Below are 18,927 nucleotides of genomic sequence, written 5' to 3'. Positions count from 1 at the left end.
GACACAGTAATGGCAAATAATAATGAATATGCAATTGAAATGAAGTCAATTACAAAAGTTTTTGGTGATTTAATTGCAAATGATGATATTACCCTAAAAGTTAAAAAAGGTGAAATTCATACTTTGATTGGTGAAAATGGGGCTGGAAAATCAACCTTAATGAGTATTTTATTTGGGTTATATGAACCAACAAAAGGTGAAATTCTTGTTAATGGAAAACCAGAATACATTAGCAACCCAATTAAAGCAAATAAATTAGGAATTGGGATGGTTCACCAACATTTTAAATTAATTGATATTTTTACTGTTTTAGACAATATTACATTAGGACATGAAAAAGTAGTTGGTAAAGTATTTCTTGATCGACAAAAAGAAACACGAGATATTGCCCAAATTGCGATTAAATATAATTTACAAGTTGATTTTCGTTCAAAGATTGCCAACATTTCAGTTGGGATGCAGCAGCGGGTAGAAATTTTAAAAATTTTATACCGTGGTGCTGACATTTTAGTTTTTGATGAACCAACGGCAGTATTAACACCACAAGAAATTGAGGGGTTATTAAAAATTATGTTAGATCTAAAAAAAGATGGAAAAACAATTATTTTTATTTCACATAAACTAGATGAAGTTAAAAAAATTGCTGATCGTGCGACGGTTATTCGTCGTGGAAAAGTTATTGAAACATTTGAGGTTAAAGATAAAAACGAAAAAGAAATTGCTGAAGCAATGGTTGGGCGGAATTTGGTTGCTATTAAAAATGATGGAAAAGCCCCACAAAAGGAAGCCTTATTAAAAATTGAAAATTTATCAGTAAAGAAAAAAGGATTAACGCGTTTAATGGCTTTAGATGATTTTAATTTAACGGTTCAGGCCGGTGAAATTGTTGCGATTGCCGGAGTGGAAGGAAATGGGCAAACTGAGTTAGTTAATGCTCTAGCAGGATTAGAAAAAGTAACATCAGGAAAAATAATTTTTAATGATATTAATGTTACGAAGAAAAGCATTTATGAACGTTATCAAAATGGAATGTCACATATTCCCGAAGATCGTCATAAGTATGGTTTGATTTTAGATTTTAATGCAATTGATAATGTTGTGTTACAAAATATTAATCAAGAACCATTTTCAAATTATGGTTTATTAGATAAAGCTGCAATTCAGTTATATGCCCAACAAATTGTTACAAAATATGATGTTCGTGGTGCTAACTCTGGTTTTGCGATGACAAGAGAACTATCTGGTGGTAATCAACAAAAACTAATTATTGGTCGTGAATTATCACGTCAGCATAATATTTTAGTTGTTGTTCAACCAACCCGGGGATTAGATGTTGGTGCGATTGAATACATTCATAATAAAATTTTAGAAGAAAAGGCACAAGGTAACGCAGTGCTCCTTGTTTCTTATGAATTAGAAGAAATTATTAGTTTAGCTGACCGCATTGTTGTTTTACATAATGGTCGGGTGACGGGTGAAGTTTTTGGAAACAAGGTTAAACGAGAAGAAATTGGCTTAATGATGGCTGGGACATATCAGCAGAAAGGAACTCAAATTGATGCAAAAACAAATTAAAAGTTATGGCTGATTGTTAAGACAAAAAACCAAAATTTTCTTTCGTTCAAATGAATTCAAAACAAAAATGAATTATTTTAAAGCATCTGTTTGTGCCATTATTGCGGGAGCTATTCTTAGTTTTATTATTATTGGTGCAAATGCTTCAAATCCATTGTTATTCTTTAGTTATGTTTTTCGTTTAGCTTTCCACCCTTTATTAAAAGACCAAACATTAACATATTGAGCAATCTATATTGTTGCGGGGTTAGCTGTTGCGGTTGGGTTTAAAGCGGGACTATTTAATATTGGAGTTCCCGGACAAATGCTCCTTGCTGGTAGTATGACAATTGTTTTAGGATTAAAAAATCCAGCTATTAGTCAGGGAGCTGGTGTTGTTGGGGCGTTGCTTATTTCAATTTTAGTTGGAGCAGCTTTAGCAGCAATTGCTGGTGCACTAAAAGCGTATTTTAATATTCATGAAGTTGTTTCAACAATTATGTTAAATTGAATTGTTTGATATGTGATGAAATGAATGTTTATGAATCCCGCGCATGGGATGTGAAATTCAAATCATAATTCAACAATTGATATTGTTACAGCTGCTCCTAATTTTAATTTAACATTAAATGGTCAAACCTGAATTATTCCATTTATTATTGCAATGTTATTATTACTAACAGCTATCTTCATTATGAATTATACAGTATTAGGATTTCGGATTAAAGCGGTTGGAAAATCAAGAAATGCTTCACTATATGCTGGAACAAACGTTCGTGCCTATATGATTGTGTCAATGGCCTTATCGGGTGGACTAGCTGGTGTTTTAGGAATGCTATATTATATGACTCAATCAACGGTCTTGCAGTTTACAACGGATGCTTTGCCGGTGGTTGGATTTGATGCGATTGCTGTTGCATTAGTTGCTTTTACTAATGGTGTTGCGATTTTACCAATTGCTTTATTATGAGGAATCATTAAAACCGCAGCGTTACAAGCAACGCAATTACCAGATTTTCAAATGTCAAAACAAATGGGACAATTAATTTTTGGGATTATTATTTATATGACCGCGATTTCGGCCCTATTTATTTACTTCAAACCAATTTTTTGAATTAGTCGTTGGTGAAATATTCGCCATCATGTTGATTGAAAACAAGAATATGATGAATATAAGCAACAAATTAAAACATATCAGAGACAAATCAAAACAATCAATAAAAGGTATCGAGTTAAAATCCATGAATTAAAACAGCAAGGAGATAAGGAATTAATTAAAGCTTATCGTGAAGAAATTAATGATGAATTAACATTATATGCTGGAAAGATTACAACTTTAAAAACAGAAATGCGTTTCTTTACAAATTCAAAATACAAAGAAGCAGCAAAAATTGGGCAACGAGGAATTGAAACAAAATATGATTTAGCCGTTTTTATTGCTCTTGGTTCAGCAATGGATCATTTTGTACAAGTAAAAAATGAATATTTATTAAAAAAACAACAAGCTAGTTTTTTAAAACGAAATTATGTTCAAACAGTTAAAAAATGTAAAGGACAAACAAAACAAAAACTTTCTCAACTTTATGGTCTACCGAAAAAAGATTTATATGCTAGATTAGTACAATTACAAACACAATATGGTGATTTAATCTTAAAACAAGAGGATGCCATTAAAAAGTTGCGTGAGAGTTATTATCCTGTTTTTGATGAAATTCAACAAAAATATTTAACTGATTTTAAAACATTGCAAAGTAAAGAAAAGGTTGTTACTAAACAATTAAATCAAGAAATTAAAAAACTAAAACATCAACAGTGGAAAGAAATGTGTCAGTTTAAAATAACAAATTACCAGACACGAAAAGAAATTAAACATGAATTAAAAGCAATTGATGTTAAATTAAAAAATGATCCTGGGATTCAAAAAGAAGTAATGATGTTAAAAAAAGATTTAACAATACAATTAACAACGATGAAACAACAATTTGATGTTGAAAATAAAGTTGTTAAAGAAAAACATCGGACAAATTTACCGCAGTGAAGAAATGAATTAAATCAGAAGTTAAATACAATTATTAAGGCTGTTGGTGAAGATAATAAAATTTTAAAAACAGAGTATCTTCGTCAGAAATCAGTATATCATAAGTCAGCACAAGAAGGAGGAAAAAACTAATGGAAGCAGTTTCACAATTATTTGCCAATGGTTCGGTCCTTTTTGCTGTATTATTAATTGCTGCAATGGCGGGGTTATATTCAGAACGAGCTGGTGTTATTAATATTGCGATTGATGGAATGATGATTATTGGGGCTTTAGTCTATGCATTGTTAGGAAAAGTTCTTTCACAATATGGAAATGGCATGCAAATCATTGCTTTATTAATTGCCACAATTGTTGGGGGAGCATTTGCCTTATTGCATGGTTTTGCTTCAATCACTTTAAAAGCACAGCAAGTAATTTCGGGGACAGCTTTAAACTTATTAGCAACAGGATTAGGATTATTCTTTGTTAGTATTCCAGCTTTAGCTGCCGGAAATATGATTCAAACTGGTTTTAGCACAATTGGAATCGATCGAGCAAAAATTATTAATATTTTTTTAATTATTGCAATTGTTCTAGCGATTTTTACCTTTGTTTTCTTTAGATTTACTAAAACAGGAATTCGTTACGCTGGATGTGGCGAAAATCCAAATGCAATTGATGCTTCTGGAATTAATGTAATTAAAACAAGGTATAAAGCGGTTATTATTTCAGGATGTTTAGCTGGTTTAGCTGGTGCAATGTTTACCCATTATGTTTCAGGTCAATTTCGTGGTGATGTACAAGGCCAAGGTTATATTACCTTAGCAATTATGATTTTTGGACAATGAAGAATTCAATATATTACCTTAGGATCTGTTTTATTTAGTTTCTTAATTGCGTTAGCAGGAACATTATGACGATTTACTGGTTGAAATATTGCTGATCCATCAAACCAATTGCTAAAAATATTACCATTTGTTTTAGCGTTAGTGACAATGGTCGCATTTTCTAAATATTCCAAAATTCCAAAAGCGTCAGGAATTCCCTTTGATAAGTCCCTGCGGTAAAAAAACAACTATTGGTTGTTTTTTTATTATGTTTAGTTAAATACTTGCTTTTTTATAATAATAATAATAATAATAATAATAGGAAACAAAAGGTATTGTTTTTCAGAGGAAACAAAATGAAAAAACTATTAACTATTTTTGCCATTTCGGCTATAAAAACAGGGGCCCAATTAATCTGGCGGGTTGTTATAAGAAAAATATTGTTAATGATTATGACAACTCAAATTTACAAAATGATATGATAAATTTAACTAAAATTTCTAGTAAAGTTAGTTCTGTTATTACTGATTATGATAATAATAGTAATTTGAAGGATTCAAATGCCTTTTCAGAATTGACCCCTTTTTATGATTTAGTTAATAAAGATCAGCAAAGTATCGAACTTGATAAAACAGACCCAAAGATTAGTTTGGGATTAGAAAACGTTGAGAATGGTTTTCGCTCTGTTTTTGATAATTTAAATTTTGAAATTATTCGAGAATATTCAAATTATTATTTGAATACGGTGCCATTAACATTTGATAAAAAACAAAGTAAATTTACGTTAAATTATATTGATTTAGATAAAATTGGTAAATTAACCAATACCCCAGTGGCGGGCGTTAAAGCGGTGCAATTACAATATAAGTTTGTGTTAAACTTGAGTTTTAAAAATTTAAATCAGTTAATGCCGTTTACGATTACTTATATTATTACAAATGAACCAGAAAAAATTCAAAAACTTTTACAAAATTCAATTCAAACAATGACTAAAATTTTAATTAGATTCTTTAATAATTATTAAAAAGTAGTTATTGATAGCAATGACAAGTTTCGTTCAATTTATACTAATTTTCAAATTAATTATAATATGGATGTTAAACCGTTGGATGACATTTTTGTTAGTAATTTAAAGAACATGATTAGAGAAGATTCTGAAATTGACCAATCAGTTCGTGATGCAATTGTATTTGACAATGGTGGAAATAAAAAATTAATGCGTTTAATTTCTGGAACAATAACCGCAGAAAATTCCGGTCAAATTCTAGAAAAAGATGATATTGGAAACTATCAACCCGCGCTTTGAGCTGGTGAAGGTCTTAACCCAATTGGTTTAACACCAGAAAATTTTGTGACAGAATATAAGAAAAGTTTACCAATTTTTAATGTTGATCATAACAATATGATGTTAGCAAAATTAAATGTTAATTTAAATTATATTTCACTATATGGTTTACCATTGGCAGGAACTTTAAAAATTAATAATCAAACTTTTGAAAGTAATATTTTAATTAGTCGCCAAGGATTAGATAGCAAATTAATTAATTTTGGGAAAATTATTGTAGCATTTCATAAATACTATAATGTTGAATTAAAAAAACGAGTTCTTGGAAGTAGTGATGCTAATAATTTTAAAAACACTAGTGTTTTTCATGTTGGGGATAGTCTTTTTGCAGAATTTAAAAATGATATTAGTAGTGCAAATAGAATCTTTAAAAAACTCTTAACTAATTTTAAACGTAGTAAGATAGGAAAAAATTTACCTGATATTGAATTATTCAATTTGCATAATCTAGTTAAGGACAAGTCATTATGAATTGGGGGACCAAATGATTATGAACCAACCCGTGACAAAATTGTTTTTAATTATAAAAACGCATCATTTTGCTTAGCATTTACTTTTGGCCAAGATCGGATGAATTCAATTTTTTATACAGAATATGGTTCAAATGCTGGAGATATTAATGTTCAGCATGGATGATGAGCATGAATTTTAATTGATAAATAATTAAGTTGCAAAACTTAATTATTTTTTAGTAAAATTAAGAAGACCTTAAAGGAGGTAAAACAGATGGCAGATTTTAATCCAAAATGTTTTAAATGTGTTGCAGAACAAGAAAAACAAGGAGTTGCTGGTGGCGCTGCGGGAGTTTTATTCGGAAAGATGAAACAAGCAATGGTTGGCGCAACTGATGATGAAATTTTTGTCTGTGACCGTCATAAGTAGTAAGGCTTGTGATAAAAAGTGAACAAAAAGATTTTAAAAAAGATAAGGAAATGGTCAAAATGATTGACTTTTCTTCTAAACCAATATAAAATTTATAAGCGTATATTGTGAAAAGTGAGGTTAATAATTAATGGCATTAAAAGAAAAAGAATTTGGGCACTATGCTAAAAGAATCGATTATACAAAAGTAAGTGGGAATTTAGATTTACCAAACTTAATTGAAATTCAAACTGAAACATATGATTGATTTAAGAAAATCGGTATTAGCGAAGTGTTCAGTGAGGTATTTCCAATTGTAGGACATGAGGGAAATATTTTTTTAGAGATGTTAAATTGAGAATTTAGAGAGCCGCGGCGAACTATTTCTCAAGCAAAAGATGAGTCAAAAATTTTTGAAGCACCAATTTATTCCAATTTAAAATTAACAATTAATTCAAAAGATTTAGAAGTAGAAAAATTAATTGTTAAAGGGGAACCAGAATTAATTAAATCATGAATTGAAGAACGTGTTGGACACATGATCACAATTTTAAAAAAATCACCAGATGTTATTTATTATGATATTCACTCTGGCGATGAAACAGCAACATGTACGGTAACAATTACGGAAAGACTAGAAGATAAGTTATTAGTGGATATTACAATTGAAAAAGAAGGAGAGGTCTTTTTTGGTGATTTTCCATTAATGACTGGAAAAGGAACTTTTATTGTTAATGGTTCAGAAAAGGTTGTTGTTTCACAATTGGTTCGTTCACCGGGAGCATATTATAAAATTGATTTAAACCGTAAAAATGGGGAAAATGTTTATTATGTTGATTTAATTCCATCACGAGGAATATGGTTAGAATTTGAATCAGATCATAAAAAAATTAAAGTGGGAAAAGAAGAACGCTTTGAAAATGTTTTTTATATAAAGATTGATAAATCTCGAAAAGTATCAGTTGCTAATTTCTTAACGGCATTAGGAATTGTTAAAGAGGATGCACTAGATATTTTTGGTGACAATAAATTAGTAAAAAGCACTTATGAATTAGATCCATATACCGGTGACATTGCTTATGATCAAAGTATTGCGGTTCAAGAAATTTATAAAAAAATTCGTTCAGGAGAAACCGCAACACCTGATGGTGCAACAAAATATTTATACGGATTATTATTTGATAAACGTAAATATGATTTAACAAAAGCGGGACGTTTTAAATTAGTTCAAAAATTATCTGTTGAAAACCGAATTTATAACAAAGTTTTAGCTGAGGATATTAAAGATGTTAATGGTAAAGTTGTTTTTAAAGAAGGAACTTTAATGGATAAAGAAGCCATTAATAAACTAAAAGGAGTTTTAAAAGCGGGAGCTTGTTTAGAAGAAGTTAAATTTAGTGATGAAGTTACTTGTTCAAAAAAAATTCAAAAAATTAAAGTTTATGTTGATAATGAAGTTCGCACGCGTGTAGCAAACATTATTGGAATTGATCCAAATGCAAATGATGAATATATTACTGTACCAGATATTTTGGCAACATTTTCATATTTATTAAATTTAACGGATGGAATTGGTGAAGTTGACGATATTGATCATTTAGGAAACCGTCGTGTTCGTACAATTGGAGAATTATTACAAAATCAATTTCGTATTGGTTTATTAAGAATTGAAAAAAATGTTAAAGAAAAAATGTCAACATCAAACTTATTCAAAATGAAACCATCAAATATTATTAATAATAAACCATTGTCTGCTATTATTGGAGAATTTTTCAATTTATCACAGTTATCACAATTTATGGATCAAACAAATCCATTAGCAGAGTTAACAAATAAGCGTAGGTTAACAGCGTTGGGGCCAGGAGGGTTATCAAGAGAACGTGCTGGATTAGAAGTGCGGGATGTCCATTACTCACATTATGGACGAATTTGCCCGATTGAAACACCAGAAGGACCCAATATTGGATTAATTAATAATTTAGCAACATATGCTAAAATTAATGCCTTTGGGTTTATTGAAACACCATATCGTCGTGTTATTGACTGCAAAGTTACTGCTGAAAATGATTATTTAACAGCAGATCAAGAAAAAAATTATGTTGTTGCACAAGCAAATATTCGTTTAAGTGATAAAGGTGAAATCTTAGATGAACAAGTAGTTGCACGATTCCAAGGTGAAAATATTATTGCAACGCGTAATGATGTTGACTATGTCGATGTTTCACCAAAACAAATTGTTTCAATTGCGACAAGTTGTATTCCTTTTTTAGAAAATGATGATGCTAACCGTGCTTTAATGGGAGCTAATATGCAACGTCAAGCAATTCCACTAATTTCACCAAATTCACCATATGTTGGGACAGGAGTTGAATATGCGGCAGCACGTGATTCAGGATTAGCGATTGTGTCACAATATGATGGTAGTATTGATTATGTTGATGCAACAAGAATTGTTTTAAAAACAAAAGAAGGGCTAAAGAATTATAATTTAGATACTTTTGTACGTAGTAATCAAGGAACTTCATTGACACATGTTCCATTAGTAAAACAGGGTCAAAAAGTTGAAAAAGGACAAGTTTTAGCGGATGGACCATCAATTGATAAAGGAGAGTTGGCATTAGGGCAAAATGTTGTTGTTGCCTTTACAACTTGAAATGGTTATAACTATGAAGATGCTATTATTGTTTCTGAACGCTTAGTTTCAGATGATGTTTTTACATCGATTCATATTGAAGAGTATACAATTGAACGCCGTCAAACAAAACAAGGAGGAGAAGAGATTACTCGTGAAATTCCAAATATTTCGGAGAATGCTCGTAAATTCTTAGATGATGATGGATTGGTCATTATTGGAACAGAAGTTAAACCAGGTGACATTTTAGTTGGAAAAGTAACACCAAAAGGTCAAACCCAATTATCACCAGAAGATAAATTGTTACAAGCAATTTTTGGTGAAAAATCAAAAAATGTTAAAGATAATTCATTACGTGTACCAAATGGTGGTGAAGGAATTATTCAAGCAATTAAACGTTTTCCTCGTGAAAAATATGAATTATCTGCTGATGTTTTAGAAGTCATTAAAATTTATATTGTTCAAAAACGAAAAATTCAAGAGGGAGATAAAATGGCTGGACGCCATGGAAACAAAGGGGTTATTTCAAAAATTTTACCATTAGAAGATATGCCCCATATGGAAGATGGAACCCCAATTGATATTATGTTAAATCCATTAGGAGTACCATCGCGGATGAATATTGGTCAGGTGCTAGAAATTCACTTAGGAATGGCGGCTAAAAAATTAGGACAAAAAGTTTCGACGCCAGTTTTTGATGGAATGACAAATGAAGAATTAATTGAAATTATGGAAAAAGCTAACATGAAAAACTTCGGGAAAGAAGTTTTAATTGATGGTCGTACGGGTGAAAAATTTGATAATCCAGTTTCGGTGGGAGTAATGTATATGTTGAAATTATCACACATGGTTGATGATAAATTACATGCCCGAAATGTTGGACCATACTCGTTAATTACACAGCAACCATTAGGAGGAAAAGCTCAAAATGGGGGACAACGTTTTGGAGAAATGGAAGTATGGGCGTTAGAAGCTTATGGTGCAGCATATACCCTACGAGAAATTTTAACAATTAAATCAGATGATATTAAAGGAAGAACTCGTGCTTATGAATCGATTGTAAAAGACAAAAAGATTCCTGAACCAGGGATTCCAGAATCATTTAATGTTTTAACTCGTGAAATTCAAGGATTAGGATTTAATATTCATATGATTGATGAAGAAGGAAACATTAAAAACATTAAAAGCTATGATGAATCAGATTATGTTGATGAAGATTTGTTGACCGATAATGATGAATTTGAAGATGAATTTGATATTGATAATTTTATTTTAAATACAAATCGGGAACCACAACAAGATGACATTTTAGATGGTTTTACTAAAATTGATGATGAATTTGATTTGCAAAATAATTTAGAAGAAGACTCTTATGGCAATGGTGATATTGAAAGCGAAATTGATTATGTTGATGATCAAGAAGAATTAAATTAAGGGGGGCAGAGAAAATGGCTGAAAATAATGAAAAAAATAATCGTATGATTAAAATCGGTTTAGCGAACCCTGAAGACATTCGTGGTTGATCATATGGTGAAGTAAAAAAACCAGAAACAATTAATTATAAAACTTTAAAACCAGAACGTGATGGTTTATTTGATGAAAAGATTTTTGGGCCAACTAAAAACTTTGAATGTGCTTGTGGGAAGTATAAAAAATCAAAAAATAAAGGAAAAATTTGTGAACGTTGTGGTGTTGAAATTACAGAAGCAATTGTTCGTCGTGAACGTATGGGTCACATCGAATTAGAAGAACCAGTTAGTCATATTTGAATGTTAAAAGCAGCGCCAAGTCGAATTGCATTAATTTTAGATATGAAAACAAAAGAATTAGAAGAAGTTGTTTATTTCGTGTCGTATATTGTCTTGGATGCTGGTGATGCTAAATCATTAAAACAAAAAATGGTTTTAGATTTAGGAAATGCCAAAACTTCAGCAGCAACTCGTCAACGTTTAACAAAAACATTACGAGAAATTTTAGATACGTTAGAACAAGGGACTATTGCTTATGAGGCTGGCGAAACAATGATTGAGGATTTAAAAAATACTTCATTACCTTTTTCAATGGATGAATGTGCACAGTTTATTAATCGCCATACTAATGCTTGTTTTGGAATTGGAGCTGAAGCAGTTGAAACATTATTAAAAAATCTAAATATTGATGATGAAATTGAAAAGATTAAACAAGATTTAAAAGATAAAAAAACACAATTAGATCAAAATAAATTAATGAAACGTTTAGAAGTATTAGACTCATTAAAAAAATCAGGTTCACGTCCAGAATGAATGATTCTGCGTGCAGTTCCAGTTATTCCGCCAGATATTCGACCAATTATTCAATTAGATGGTGGTCGTTTCACTACTTCAGAAATTAACGATTTATACCGTCGAATTATTATTCGAAACGAACGATTAAAAAAAGTTAAAGCAATGGGAGCGCCAAGTGTTATTGTTAATAATGAAAAAAGGATGTTACAAGAGGCTGTGGATGCATTATTAGATAATGAACGAAAAGCACGGCCAGTAACTGGAAAAGATAAACGACCATTAAAATCATTAACAAGTATTTTAAAAGGAAAACAAGGTCGTTTCCGTCAAAACTTATTAGGAAAAAGAGTTGATTATTCAGGACGTTCAGTTATTGCAATTGGGCCAGATTTAAAAATGTATCAATGTGGATTACCTCGTGATATGGCAATTACATTGTTTAAACCATTTGTTATTAGTAAATTAGTGAAGGATGATTTAGCAGCAAATATTAAAGTTGCTGAAAAATTAATTTTAAATCAAGATGACAAAGTGTGAGAAGTTTTAGAAGAAGTCATTAAATCACGACCAGTGTTATTAAACCGTGCGCCAACATTGCACCGTTTAGGAATTCAGGCTTTTGAACCAAAATTAGTTAAAGGAAAAGCAATTCGTTTGCACCCCTTAGTGACAACAGCGTTTAATGCCGACTTTGATGGTGATCAAATGGCGGTTCATGTTCCGATTACCGATGAAGCTGTTGCTGAAGCACGTAGTTTAATGCTAGGAAGTCGTAATATTTTAGGACCAAAAGATGGAAAACCAATTGTAACGCCAACCCAAGATATGGTGTTAGGAAATTATTACTTAACATATGAAGAAAAAGGACAATTGGGTGAAGGAACAATTTTTAAAGATTTAAACGAAGCAGTTATTGCTTATGAAACTGGGGCCGTAGCCTTACATACCTTAGTTGCAATTCCTGCTAGTGGTTTTGCTAATAAAAAATTCAAACCTGAACAAATGGATGATTATATTATTACAACACCAGGAAAAATTATTTTTAACCAAATTTTTAAAGAAGAGTTTCCATATTTAAATGAACCAAATGTTCAAAACTTGACAGCATTACCAGCTCGTTCATTAATTAAGGATAATGTTAATTTAGTTGAGTATTTAGAAAAATGGGAGGTCAATCCACCATTTAAGAAAAAAGACTTATCAAACATTATTGATCGTTACTTTAAACTTTATGGAGCAAATAAAACCGCTGAAATGTTAGATAACATGAAAAACTTAGGGTTTAAATACTCAGGTAAATCAGGGGTAACTGTTTCAGCGGGCGATGTTAAGGTTTATGATAAAAAACAAGAAGAGTTTAAAGAAGCAGATAATAAGGTTAAAGAAATTAATGAATACTTTAAAATGGGAATGTTAACAGGTCGTGAAAAACAACATCGAATTATTAACGTATGATCAAAAGTAAAAGATAACATTCAAACAGAATTAGAACATATTTTACGAGAAGATCCTAAAAACCCAATCTTTATGATGGCTGATTCAGGAGCACGGGGGAATGTTTCAAACTTTACGCAGTTAGTTGGGATGCGGGGATTAATGAACAACCCGAAAGGAGATATTATTGAATTACCAATTAAATCTTCGTTCCGAGAAGGATTAACCGTATCCGAGTTCTTTATTTCAACCCACGGGGCACGAAAAGGGATGGCTGATGTGGCGTTAAAAACTGCGGATTCAGGTTATTTAACAAGACGTTTAGTTGACATTTCACAAGAAATTATTATTACAATAAAAGACTGTAATGCTCGTCGTGGTTTTGTTGTTTTTGATATTATTGAACAAAAACACTCAAATATTATTGTGCCATTATTTGACCGTTTAGTTGGGCGTTATAATTTAAAAGATATTAAATTAAAAAATGGTAAAGTAATCGCAGCGAATACATTGTTATCAGAAGAAGATAGTGCAGCGATTGTTGCTAGTGGGATTAAAGAAGTGATAATTCGTTCAGTTTTAACTTGTGAAGCTGAAAAAGGAATTTGTCAACGTTGTTATGGAAAAAACCTTGCGACAGGAATGGAAGTTGAAATTGGTGAAGCAGTTGGGACAATTGCGGCCCAATCAATTGGAGAACCAGGGACACAGTTAACAATGCGTACTTTCCATACTGGAGGGGTTGCTGGTGGAGCTGATATTACCCAAGGGTTACCACGGATTAAAGAATTATTAGATGTTACAACACCAAAAGGATCAATTGCTGTTATTTCAGAAATTGATGGAGTTATTAGTGACATTCGTGATGAAAGTGGAATTCATACCATTTATGTTGCATCAGATAGTGATGAACGAAAATATAAAACACAATATAATGCCGTTTTACGAGTTAAAATTGGTGATAAAGTTGTTCGTGGACAAAAGTTAACGGAAGGTTCAATTAATATTAAAGAATTATTAGAAGTTGCTAAGATTGAAGATGTTCACAATTACATTTTAAAAGAAGTTCAACGTGTTTATCGTTTACAAGGGATTGAAATCTCAGACAAATATATTGAAATTATTGTTAAACAAATGTTGAATAAAGTTAAAATCATTGATGCTGGTGATACTGATTTATTGCCAGGTGAAATTATAACAATTAAACGCTATCGTAATGAAACAATTAAAGCAGTTCGTTCAATGAAAAAACCACCAACTGCTAAACATGTTATTTTTGGAATTAAGAAAGCACCATTAGAATCAGAGTCATTCTTATCGTCCGCTTCATTCCAAGATACAACGCGTGTGTTAGTTAAAGCAATTATTAAAGGAAAAGTTGATCGTTTAGAAGGCTTAAAAGAAAATATTATGTTAGGACATTTAATTCCAGCTGGAACAGGATTAAAAAATCCGAAAGATATTATTCCAGCCGGAATTGCGGCAAAAGCTGAAGAATATTAAAAAAAGACCGTCTGGTCTTTTTTTATGATAAACAGTTAAATAATTATTGACTTAATTTTGGGTTTTATGTAATATTATATATGGATTGTATTCTTTGATACACTCGGATATGTGAAAAAGAAAGGAGCAAGTTTAATGCCAACAATTAACCAATTAGTTCGTAAACCACGTAAAGAAAAAGTGTGAAAAACAAAAGCCCCCGCTTTAAATAGAGGGCTAAACTCTTTACAAAAAAAACCAACTGATGTAACCTCACCACAAAAAAGAGGAGTTTGTACTCGTGTTGCGACAATGACACCAAAAAAACCAAACTCAGCGTTACGAAAATATGCCCGTGTTCGTTTAACAAACGGAATGGAAGTAACAGCATATATTCCAGGTGAAGGTCATAACTTACAAGAACATAGTGTTGTTTTAATCCGTGGAGGAAGGGTTAAAGACTTACCAGGGGTACGTTACCATATTATTCGTGGAACGTTGGATACTGCCGGAGTTAATAACCGTCAACAAGGACGTTCACTATATGGTACAAAAAGACCAAAAGCAACTAAAGCTTAGATAAAAAGAAAGGAGGAGTTTTATGCGTAAACGCCAAGCAGAGAAAAGAGATGTTTTACCAGATCCAATTTATAGTTCAAAATTAGTGACTCGTGCAATTAATAAGATTATGATTGATGGGAAAAGGGGAGTTGCTCAAACAATTTTATATGGAGCATTTGATATTGTAAAAGAAAAAACAAATAGTGAACCATTAGAAGTGTTTAATAAAGCAATTGAAAACATCACACCACATTTAGAACTAAAAGTTCGTCGAATTGGGGGAGCTAATTACCAAGTCCCAATTGAAGTAAATGATGATCGTAAAGTTACTTTAGGATTAAGATGATTAATTAATTATGCAAGATTACGTAATGAAAAAAGTATGATTGATCGTTTAGCAAATGAAATTATTGATGCCTCAAATGGTATTGGTGGGTCAGTAAAGAAAAAAGATGATACACATAAAATGGCAGAAGCAAATAAGGCTTTCGCCCATTATCGTTGATAAGAAACATAGAAAGGAATCTAAAAATGGCAAGAGAATATTCTCTAGAAAATACGAGAAATATTGGAATTATGGCGCACATTGATGCTGGGAAAACTACAACAACAGAGCGGATTTTATTCCATACTGGTAAAATTCATAAAATTGGAGAAACACATGATGGGGCTAGTCAAATGGACTGAATGGCCCAAGAACAAGAGCGTGGAATTACAATTACTTCTGCGGCAACAACAGCCTTTTGAAAAAATATGCGTTTAAATATTATTGATACTCCAGGTCACGTTGACTTTACTGTGGAAGTAGAAAGATCATTGCGAGTATTAGACGGAGCAGTTGCTGTTCTTGATGGACAATCAGGAGTTGAACCCCAAACAGAAACCGTTTGAAGACAAGCAACAACTTATGGGGTACCACGAGTTGTCTTTGTTAACAAAATGGATAAAATTGGAGCTGACTTTTTATACTCAGTAAAAACAATTCATGACCGTTTACAAGCAAATGCACATCCAGTGCAAATCCCAATTGGCGCAGAAGATCAATTTTCAGGAATCATTGATATTGTGGAACGTAAAGCTTACCATTACGATGGAGCAGCAAATGAAGAAGCCCAAGAAATTCCAATTCCTGATGATTTAAAAGATTTAGTGGAAGAATATCGTACAAGATTAATTGAAGCAGTTGTTAATTTCAATGAAGAGTCAATGCTAAAATACTTGGATGGTAATGAAATTACAATTCCTGAAATTAAAAGTGCAATTCGTGCGGCAACATTAACGGGAGACTTTTTTCCAGTCTTTTGTGGAAGTGCCTTTAAAAATAAAGGAGTTAAATTACTGTTGGATGGGGTAATTGACTACTTACCTTCGCCAGTTGATATTCCAGCGATTAAAGGAGTATTAGCAAACGGAACAGAAGTTGAACGTCATGCAAATGATAGTGAACCATTTTCAGCGTTAGCATTTAAAATTATGACTGATCCTTTTGTTGGAAAATTAACATTTTTCCGAGTTTATTCAGGAGTATTAAAAAAAGGAAGTTCTGTTTTAAACTCAACAAAAGATAAGAGTGAACGAATTGGACGGTTATTAAAAATGCACGCTAATAATCGTGAAGAAATTGAAGAAGTTTATGCGGGTGATATTGCTGCTGCAGTTGGGCTAAAGTTAACAACAACGGGAGATACTCTTTGTGATGAAAAAAATGAAGTAATCTTAGAATCAATGGTTTTCCCAGAACCAGTTATTAGTTTAGCGTTAGAACCAAAAACAAAAGCAGACCAAGAAAAAATGAGTTTAGCATTACAAAAATTAGCAGAAGAAGATCCAACATTTAGAACATGAACAAATGAAGAAACAGGGCAAACAATTATTTCTGGAATGGGTGAGTTGCACTTAGACATTCTAGTTGATCGAATGAAACGTGAATTTAAGGTGGAAACCAATGTTGGAGCACCACAAGTTTCATATCGTGAAACCTTCAAAGATAGCGCGGAAGTAGAAGGAAAATACATTAAGCAATCAGGAGGACGTGGACAATATGGTCACGTATGAATTAAGTTTGAACCAAACCATGATAAAGGTTTTGAATTCGTTGATGCAATTGTTGGGGGAAAAATTCCCAAAGAATTTATTGGTTCTGTTAAAAAAGGAATTGAAGAATCAATGCAAACTGGTAAATTAGCAGGGTATCCAATGATTGATATTAAAGCAACTTTATTTGATGGGTCATATCATGATGTCGATTCATCACAAATGGCGTATGAATTTGCTGCTAGTTTAGCTTTAAAAGAAGCGGCAAAAAAATCTAAACCAGTTATTTTAGAACCAATTATGGCGGTTGAAGTTACTGTTCCAGAAGAATACTATGGAGATGTAATGGGGAACTTATCATCACGTCGTGGTCAAATCGAAGGAAATGATCAACGTGGAAATGCCCAAGTTGTTAAGGCAAAAGTTCCATTATCAGAAATGTTTGGATATGCAACTGATTTACGAAGCTTTACACAAGGGCGAGGAACATACACAATGTTATTCTCACACTATCAAGAAGCACCAAAATCAGTTACCGAAGAAATTATTAAAAAAGCTGGAAAATCAGCTGAATAAGGTTATTACACCGATGGTTTTTATCCACCATTATTAAAAAAGGATTGCAAAGCAAGACAAATTAATTTAGAATAGTTATGACATTTGTATATTAAATATAGGAGGAAAAGATTAAAATGGCAAAACAAAAATTTGATAGAAGTTTACCACACATAAACGTTGGAACAATTGGTCACGTTGACCACGGTAAAACAACTTTAACAGCAGCTATTACGACTGTATTAGCTAAAAAAGGATTTGCAGAAGCACAAGGATATGATAATATCGATAAAGCACCTGAAGAAAAAGAACGTGGAATTACAATTAATACTTCACACGTTGAATACCGTACTGAAAAAAGACATTATGCTCATGTTGACTGTCCAGGCCATGCCGATTATGTTAAAAACATGATTACAGGGGCCGCACAAATGGATGGTGCGATTTTAGTTGTTGCGGCAACTGATGGGCCAATGCCTCAAACAAGAGAACATATCTTATTATCAAGACAAGTTGGTGTACCAAAAATGGTTGTTTTCTTAAACAAATGTGACATGATGGGTGACGATACTGAAATGATCGACTTAGTTGAAATGGAAGTTAGAGACCTATTAAGTGAATACGGATTTGATGGAGAAAATAACCCAGTTATTAGAGGATCAGCGTTAAAAGCACTTGAAGGTGATCCTCAATGAGAAGAAAAAATTATGGAATTAATGGATGCAATTGATACTTGAATTCCAGAACCAGAAAGAGATATCGCAAAACCATTTATGATGCCAGTTGAAGATGTTTTCACAATTACAGGACGTGGAACAGTTGCAACAGGACGTGTTGAACGTGGGGTTGTTAAAGTTAATGAAGAAGTTGAAATTATTGGATTAAAAGAAGACACTAAAAAAGTTGTTGCAACAGGTTTAGAAATGTTCAGAAAATTATTAGATGACGCTAAAGCTGGAGACAATGTTGGGATTTTATTACGTGGAGTAAACCGCGACGATGTTGAACGTGGGCAAGTTATTGCAAAACCAGGTTCAGTTAAACCACATAAAGAATTTAAAGCACAAGTTTATGTTTTAAGTAAAGAAGAAGGAGGGCGTCATACACCATTCTTCGGAAATTACCGTCCACAATTTTATTTCCGTACAACTGATGTTACAGGTTCAATTAAATTACCAGCTGGAGTAGAAATGGTTATGCCAGCTGATAATGTTGAAATGACAGTTGAATTAATTGCCCCAGTTGCGATTGAAGAAGGAACAAAATTCTCAATTCGTGAAGGTGGTCGTACAATCGGTGCCGGAACAGTTGTTTCAATTATTAAATAATTAACTTTTTTAAAAATAGCTCAAGTACGAGCT

12 protein-coding genes are annotated in these 18,927 nt (G+C 32.1%); all 12 read left to right on the top strand.

The features are described 5' to 3' along the window. Nucleotides 1-9: 9 nt before the first annotated feature. Entirely contained in the window at nucleotides 10-1,575 is a 1,566-nt protein-coding gene (locus MSROBK_RS10185) for an ABC transporter ATP-binding protein (RefSeq protein ID WP_040094462.1), read from the top strand. Further along, the gene (locus tag MSROBK_RS10180) at nucleotides 1,559-3,724 is read left to right on the top strand and encodes an ABC transporter permease subunit (protein WP_040094460.1); all 2,166 of its coding nucleotides are present in this window, start codon (nucleotides 1,559-1,561) and stop codon (nucleotides 3,722-3,724) included. The genes MSROBK_RS10185 and MSROBK_RS10180 overlap by 17 nt, the downstream gene beginning before the upstream one ends. After that, the gene (locus MSROBK_RS10175) at nucleotides 3,724-4,638 is read left to right on the top strand and encodes an ABC transporter permease (protein WP_040094458.1); all 915 of its coding nucleotides are present in this window, start codon (nucleotides 3,724-3,726) and stop codon (nucleotides 4,636-4,638) included. The genes MSROBK_RS10180 and MSROBK_RS10175 overlap by 1 nt, the downstream gene beginning before the upstream one ends. A gap of 238 nt (nucleotides 4,639-4,876) precedes the next feature. Next, nucleotides 4,877-5,422: a hypothetical protein gene (locus tag MSROBK_RS10170; RefSeq protein WP_105629031.1), complete on the top strand. Its 546-nt coding sequence runs from the start codon at nucleotides 4,877-4,879 to the stop codon at nucleotides 5,420-5,422. Nucleotides 5,423-5,488: 66 nt separating this feature from the next. Further along, complete coding sequence (locus tag MSROBK_RS10165) at nucleotides 5,489-6,406, top strand: hypothetical protein (RefSeq protein ID WP_133165086.1); 918 nt, start codon at nucleotides 5,489-5,491, stop codon at nucleotides 6,404-6,406. Between the two features lie 63 nt (nucleotides 6,407-6,469). Then, nucleotides 6,470-6,625 (top strand): hypothetical protein, encoded by a 156-nt coding sequence (locus MSROBK_RS11200; RefSeq protein WP_168226818.1) that lies wholly within the window; start codon nucleotides 6,470-6,472, stop codon nucleotides 6,623-6,625. A 130-nt stretch (nucleotides 6,626-6,755) separates the two neighbouring features. Continuing rightward, a complete protein-coding gene (gene rpoB / locus MSROBK_RS10160; protein ID WP_040094455.1) occupies nucleotides 6,756-10,670 on the top strand; it encodes a DNA-directed RNA polymerase subunit beta in 3,915 nt (1,304 codons plus the stop codon). Between the two features lie 14 nt (nucleotides 10,671-10,684). Then, nucleotides 10,685-14,437 (top strand): DNA-directed RNA polymerase subunit beta', encoded by a 3,753-nt coding sequence (rpoC, locus tag MSROBK_RS10155; RefSeq protein ID WP_040094453.1) that lies wholly within the window; start codon nucleotides 10,685-10,687, stop codon nucleotides 14,435-14,437. Between the two features lie 135 nt (nucleotides 14,438-14,572). Continuing rightward, entirely contained in the window at nucleotides 14,573-14,995 is a 423-nt protein-coding gene (gene rpsL / locus MSROBK_RS10150) for a 30S ribosomal protein S12 (protein WP_040094450.1), read from the top strand. A 22-nt stretch (nucleotides 14,996-15,017) separates the two neighbouring features. Continuing rightward, a complete protein-coding gene (gene rpsG / locus MSROBK_RS10145; RefSeq protein ID WP_040094448.1) occupies nucleotides 15,018-15,485 on the top strand; it encodes a 30S ribosomal protein S7 in 468 nt (155 codons plus the stop codon). A 23-nt stretch (nucleotides 15,486-15,508) separates the two neighbouring features. Continuing rightward, nucleotides 15,509-17,587 (top strand): elongation factor G, encoded by a 2,079-nt coding sequence (gene fusA, locus MSROBK_RS10140; RefSeq protein WP_040094446.1) that lies wholly within the window; start codon nucleotides 15,509-15,511, stop codon nucleotides 17,585-17,587. Nucleotides 17,588-17,703: 116 nt separating this feature from the next. Beyond that, complete coding sequence (gene tuf, locus MSROBK_RS10135; protein WP_040094444.1) at nucleotides 17,704-18,894, top strand: elongation factor Tu; 1,191 nt, start codon at nucleotides 17,704-17,706, stop codon at nucleotides 18,892-18,894. Nucleotides 18,895-18,927 lie beyond the last annotated feature (33 nt).

The organism is Spiroplasma poulsonii (assembly GCF_009866525.1).
GTDB classification, from domain to species: domain Bacteria; phylum Bacillota_I; class Bacilli_A; order Mycoplasmatales; family Mycoplasmataceae; genus Spiroplasma; species Spiroplasma poulsonii.
The sequence above is the reverse complement of the archived record's forward strand: the minus strand, read 5'-3'. Positions and strand labels throughout refer to the sequence as shown.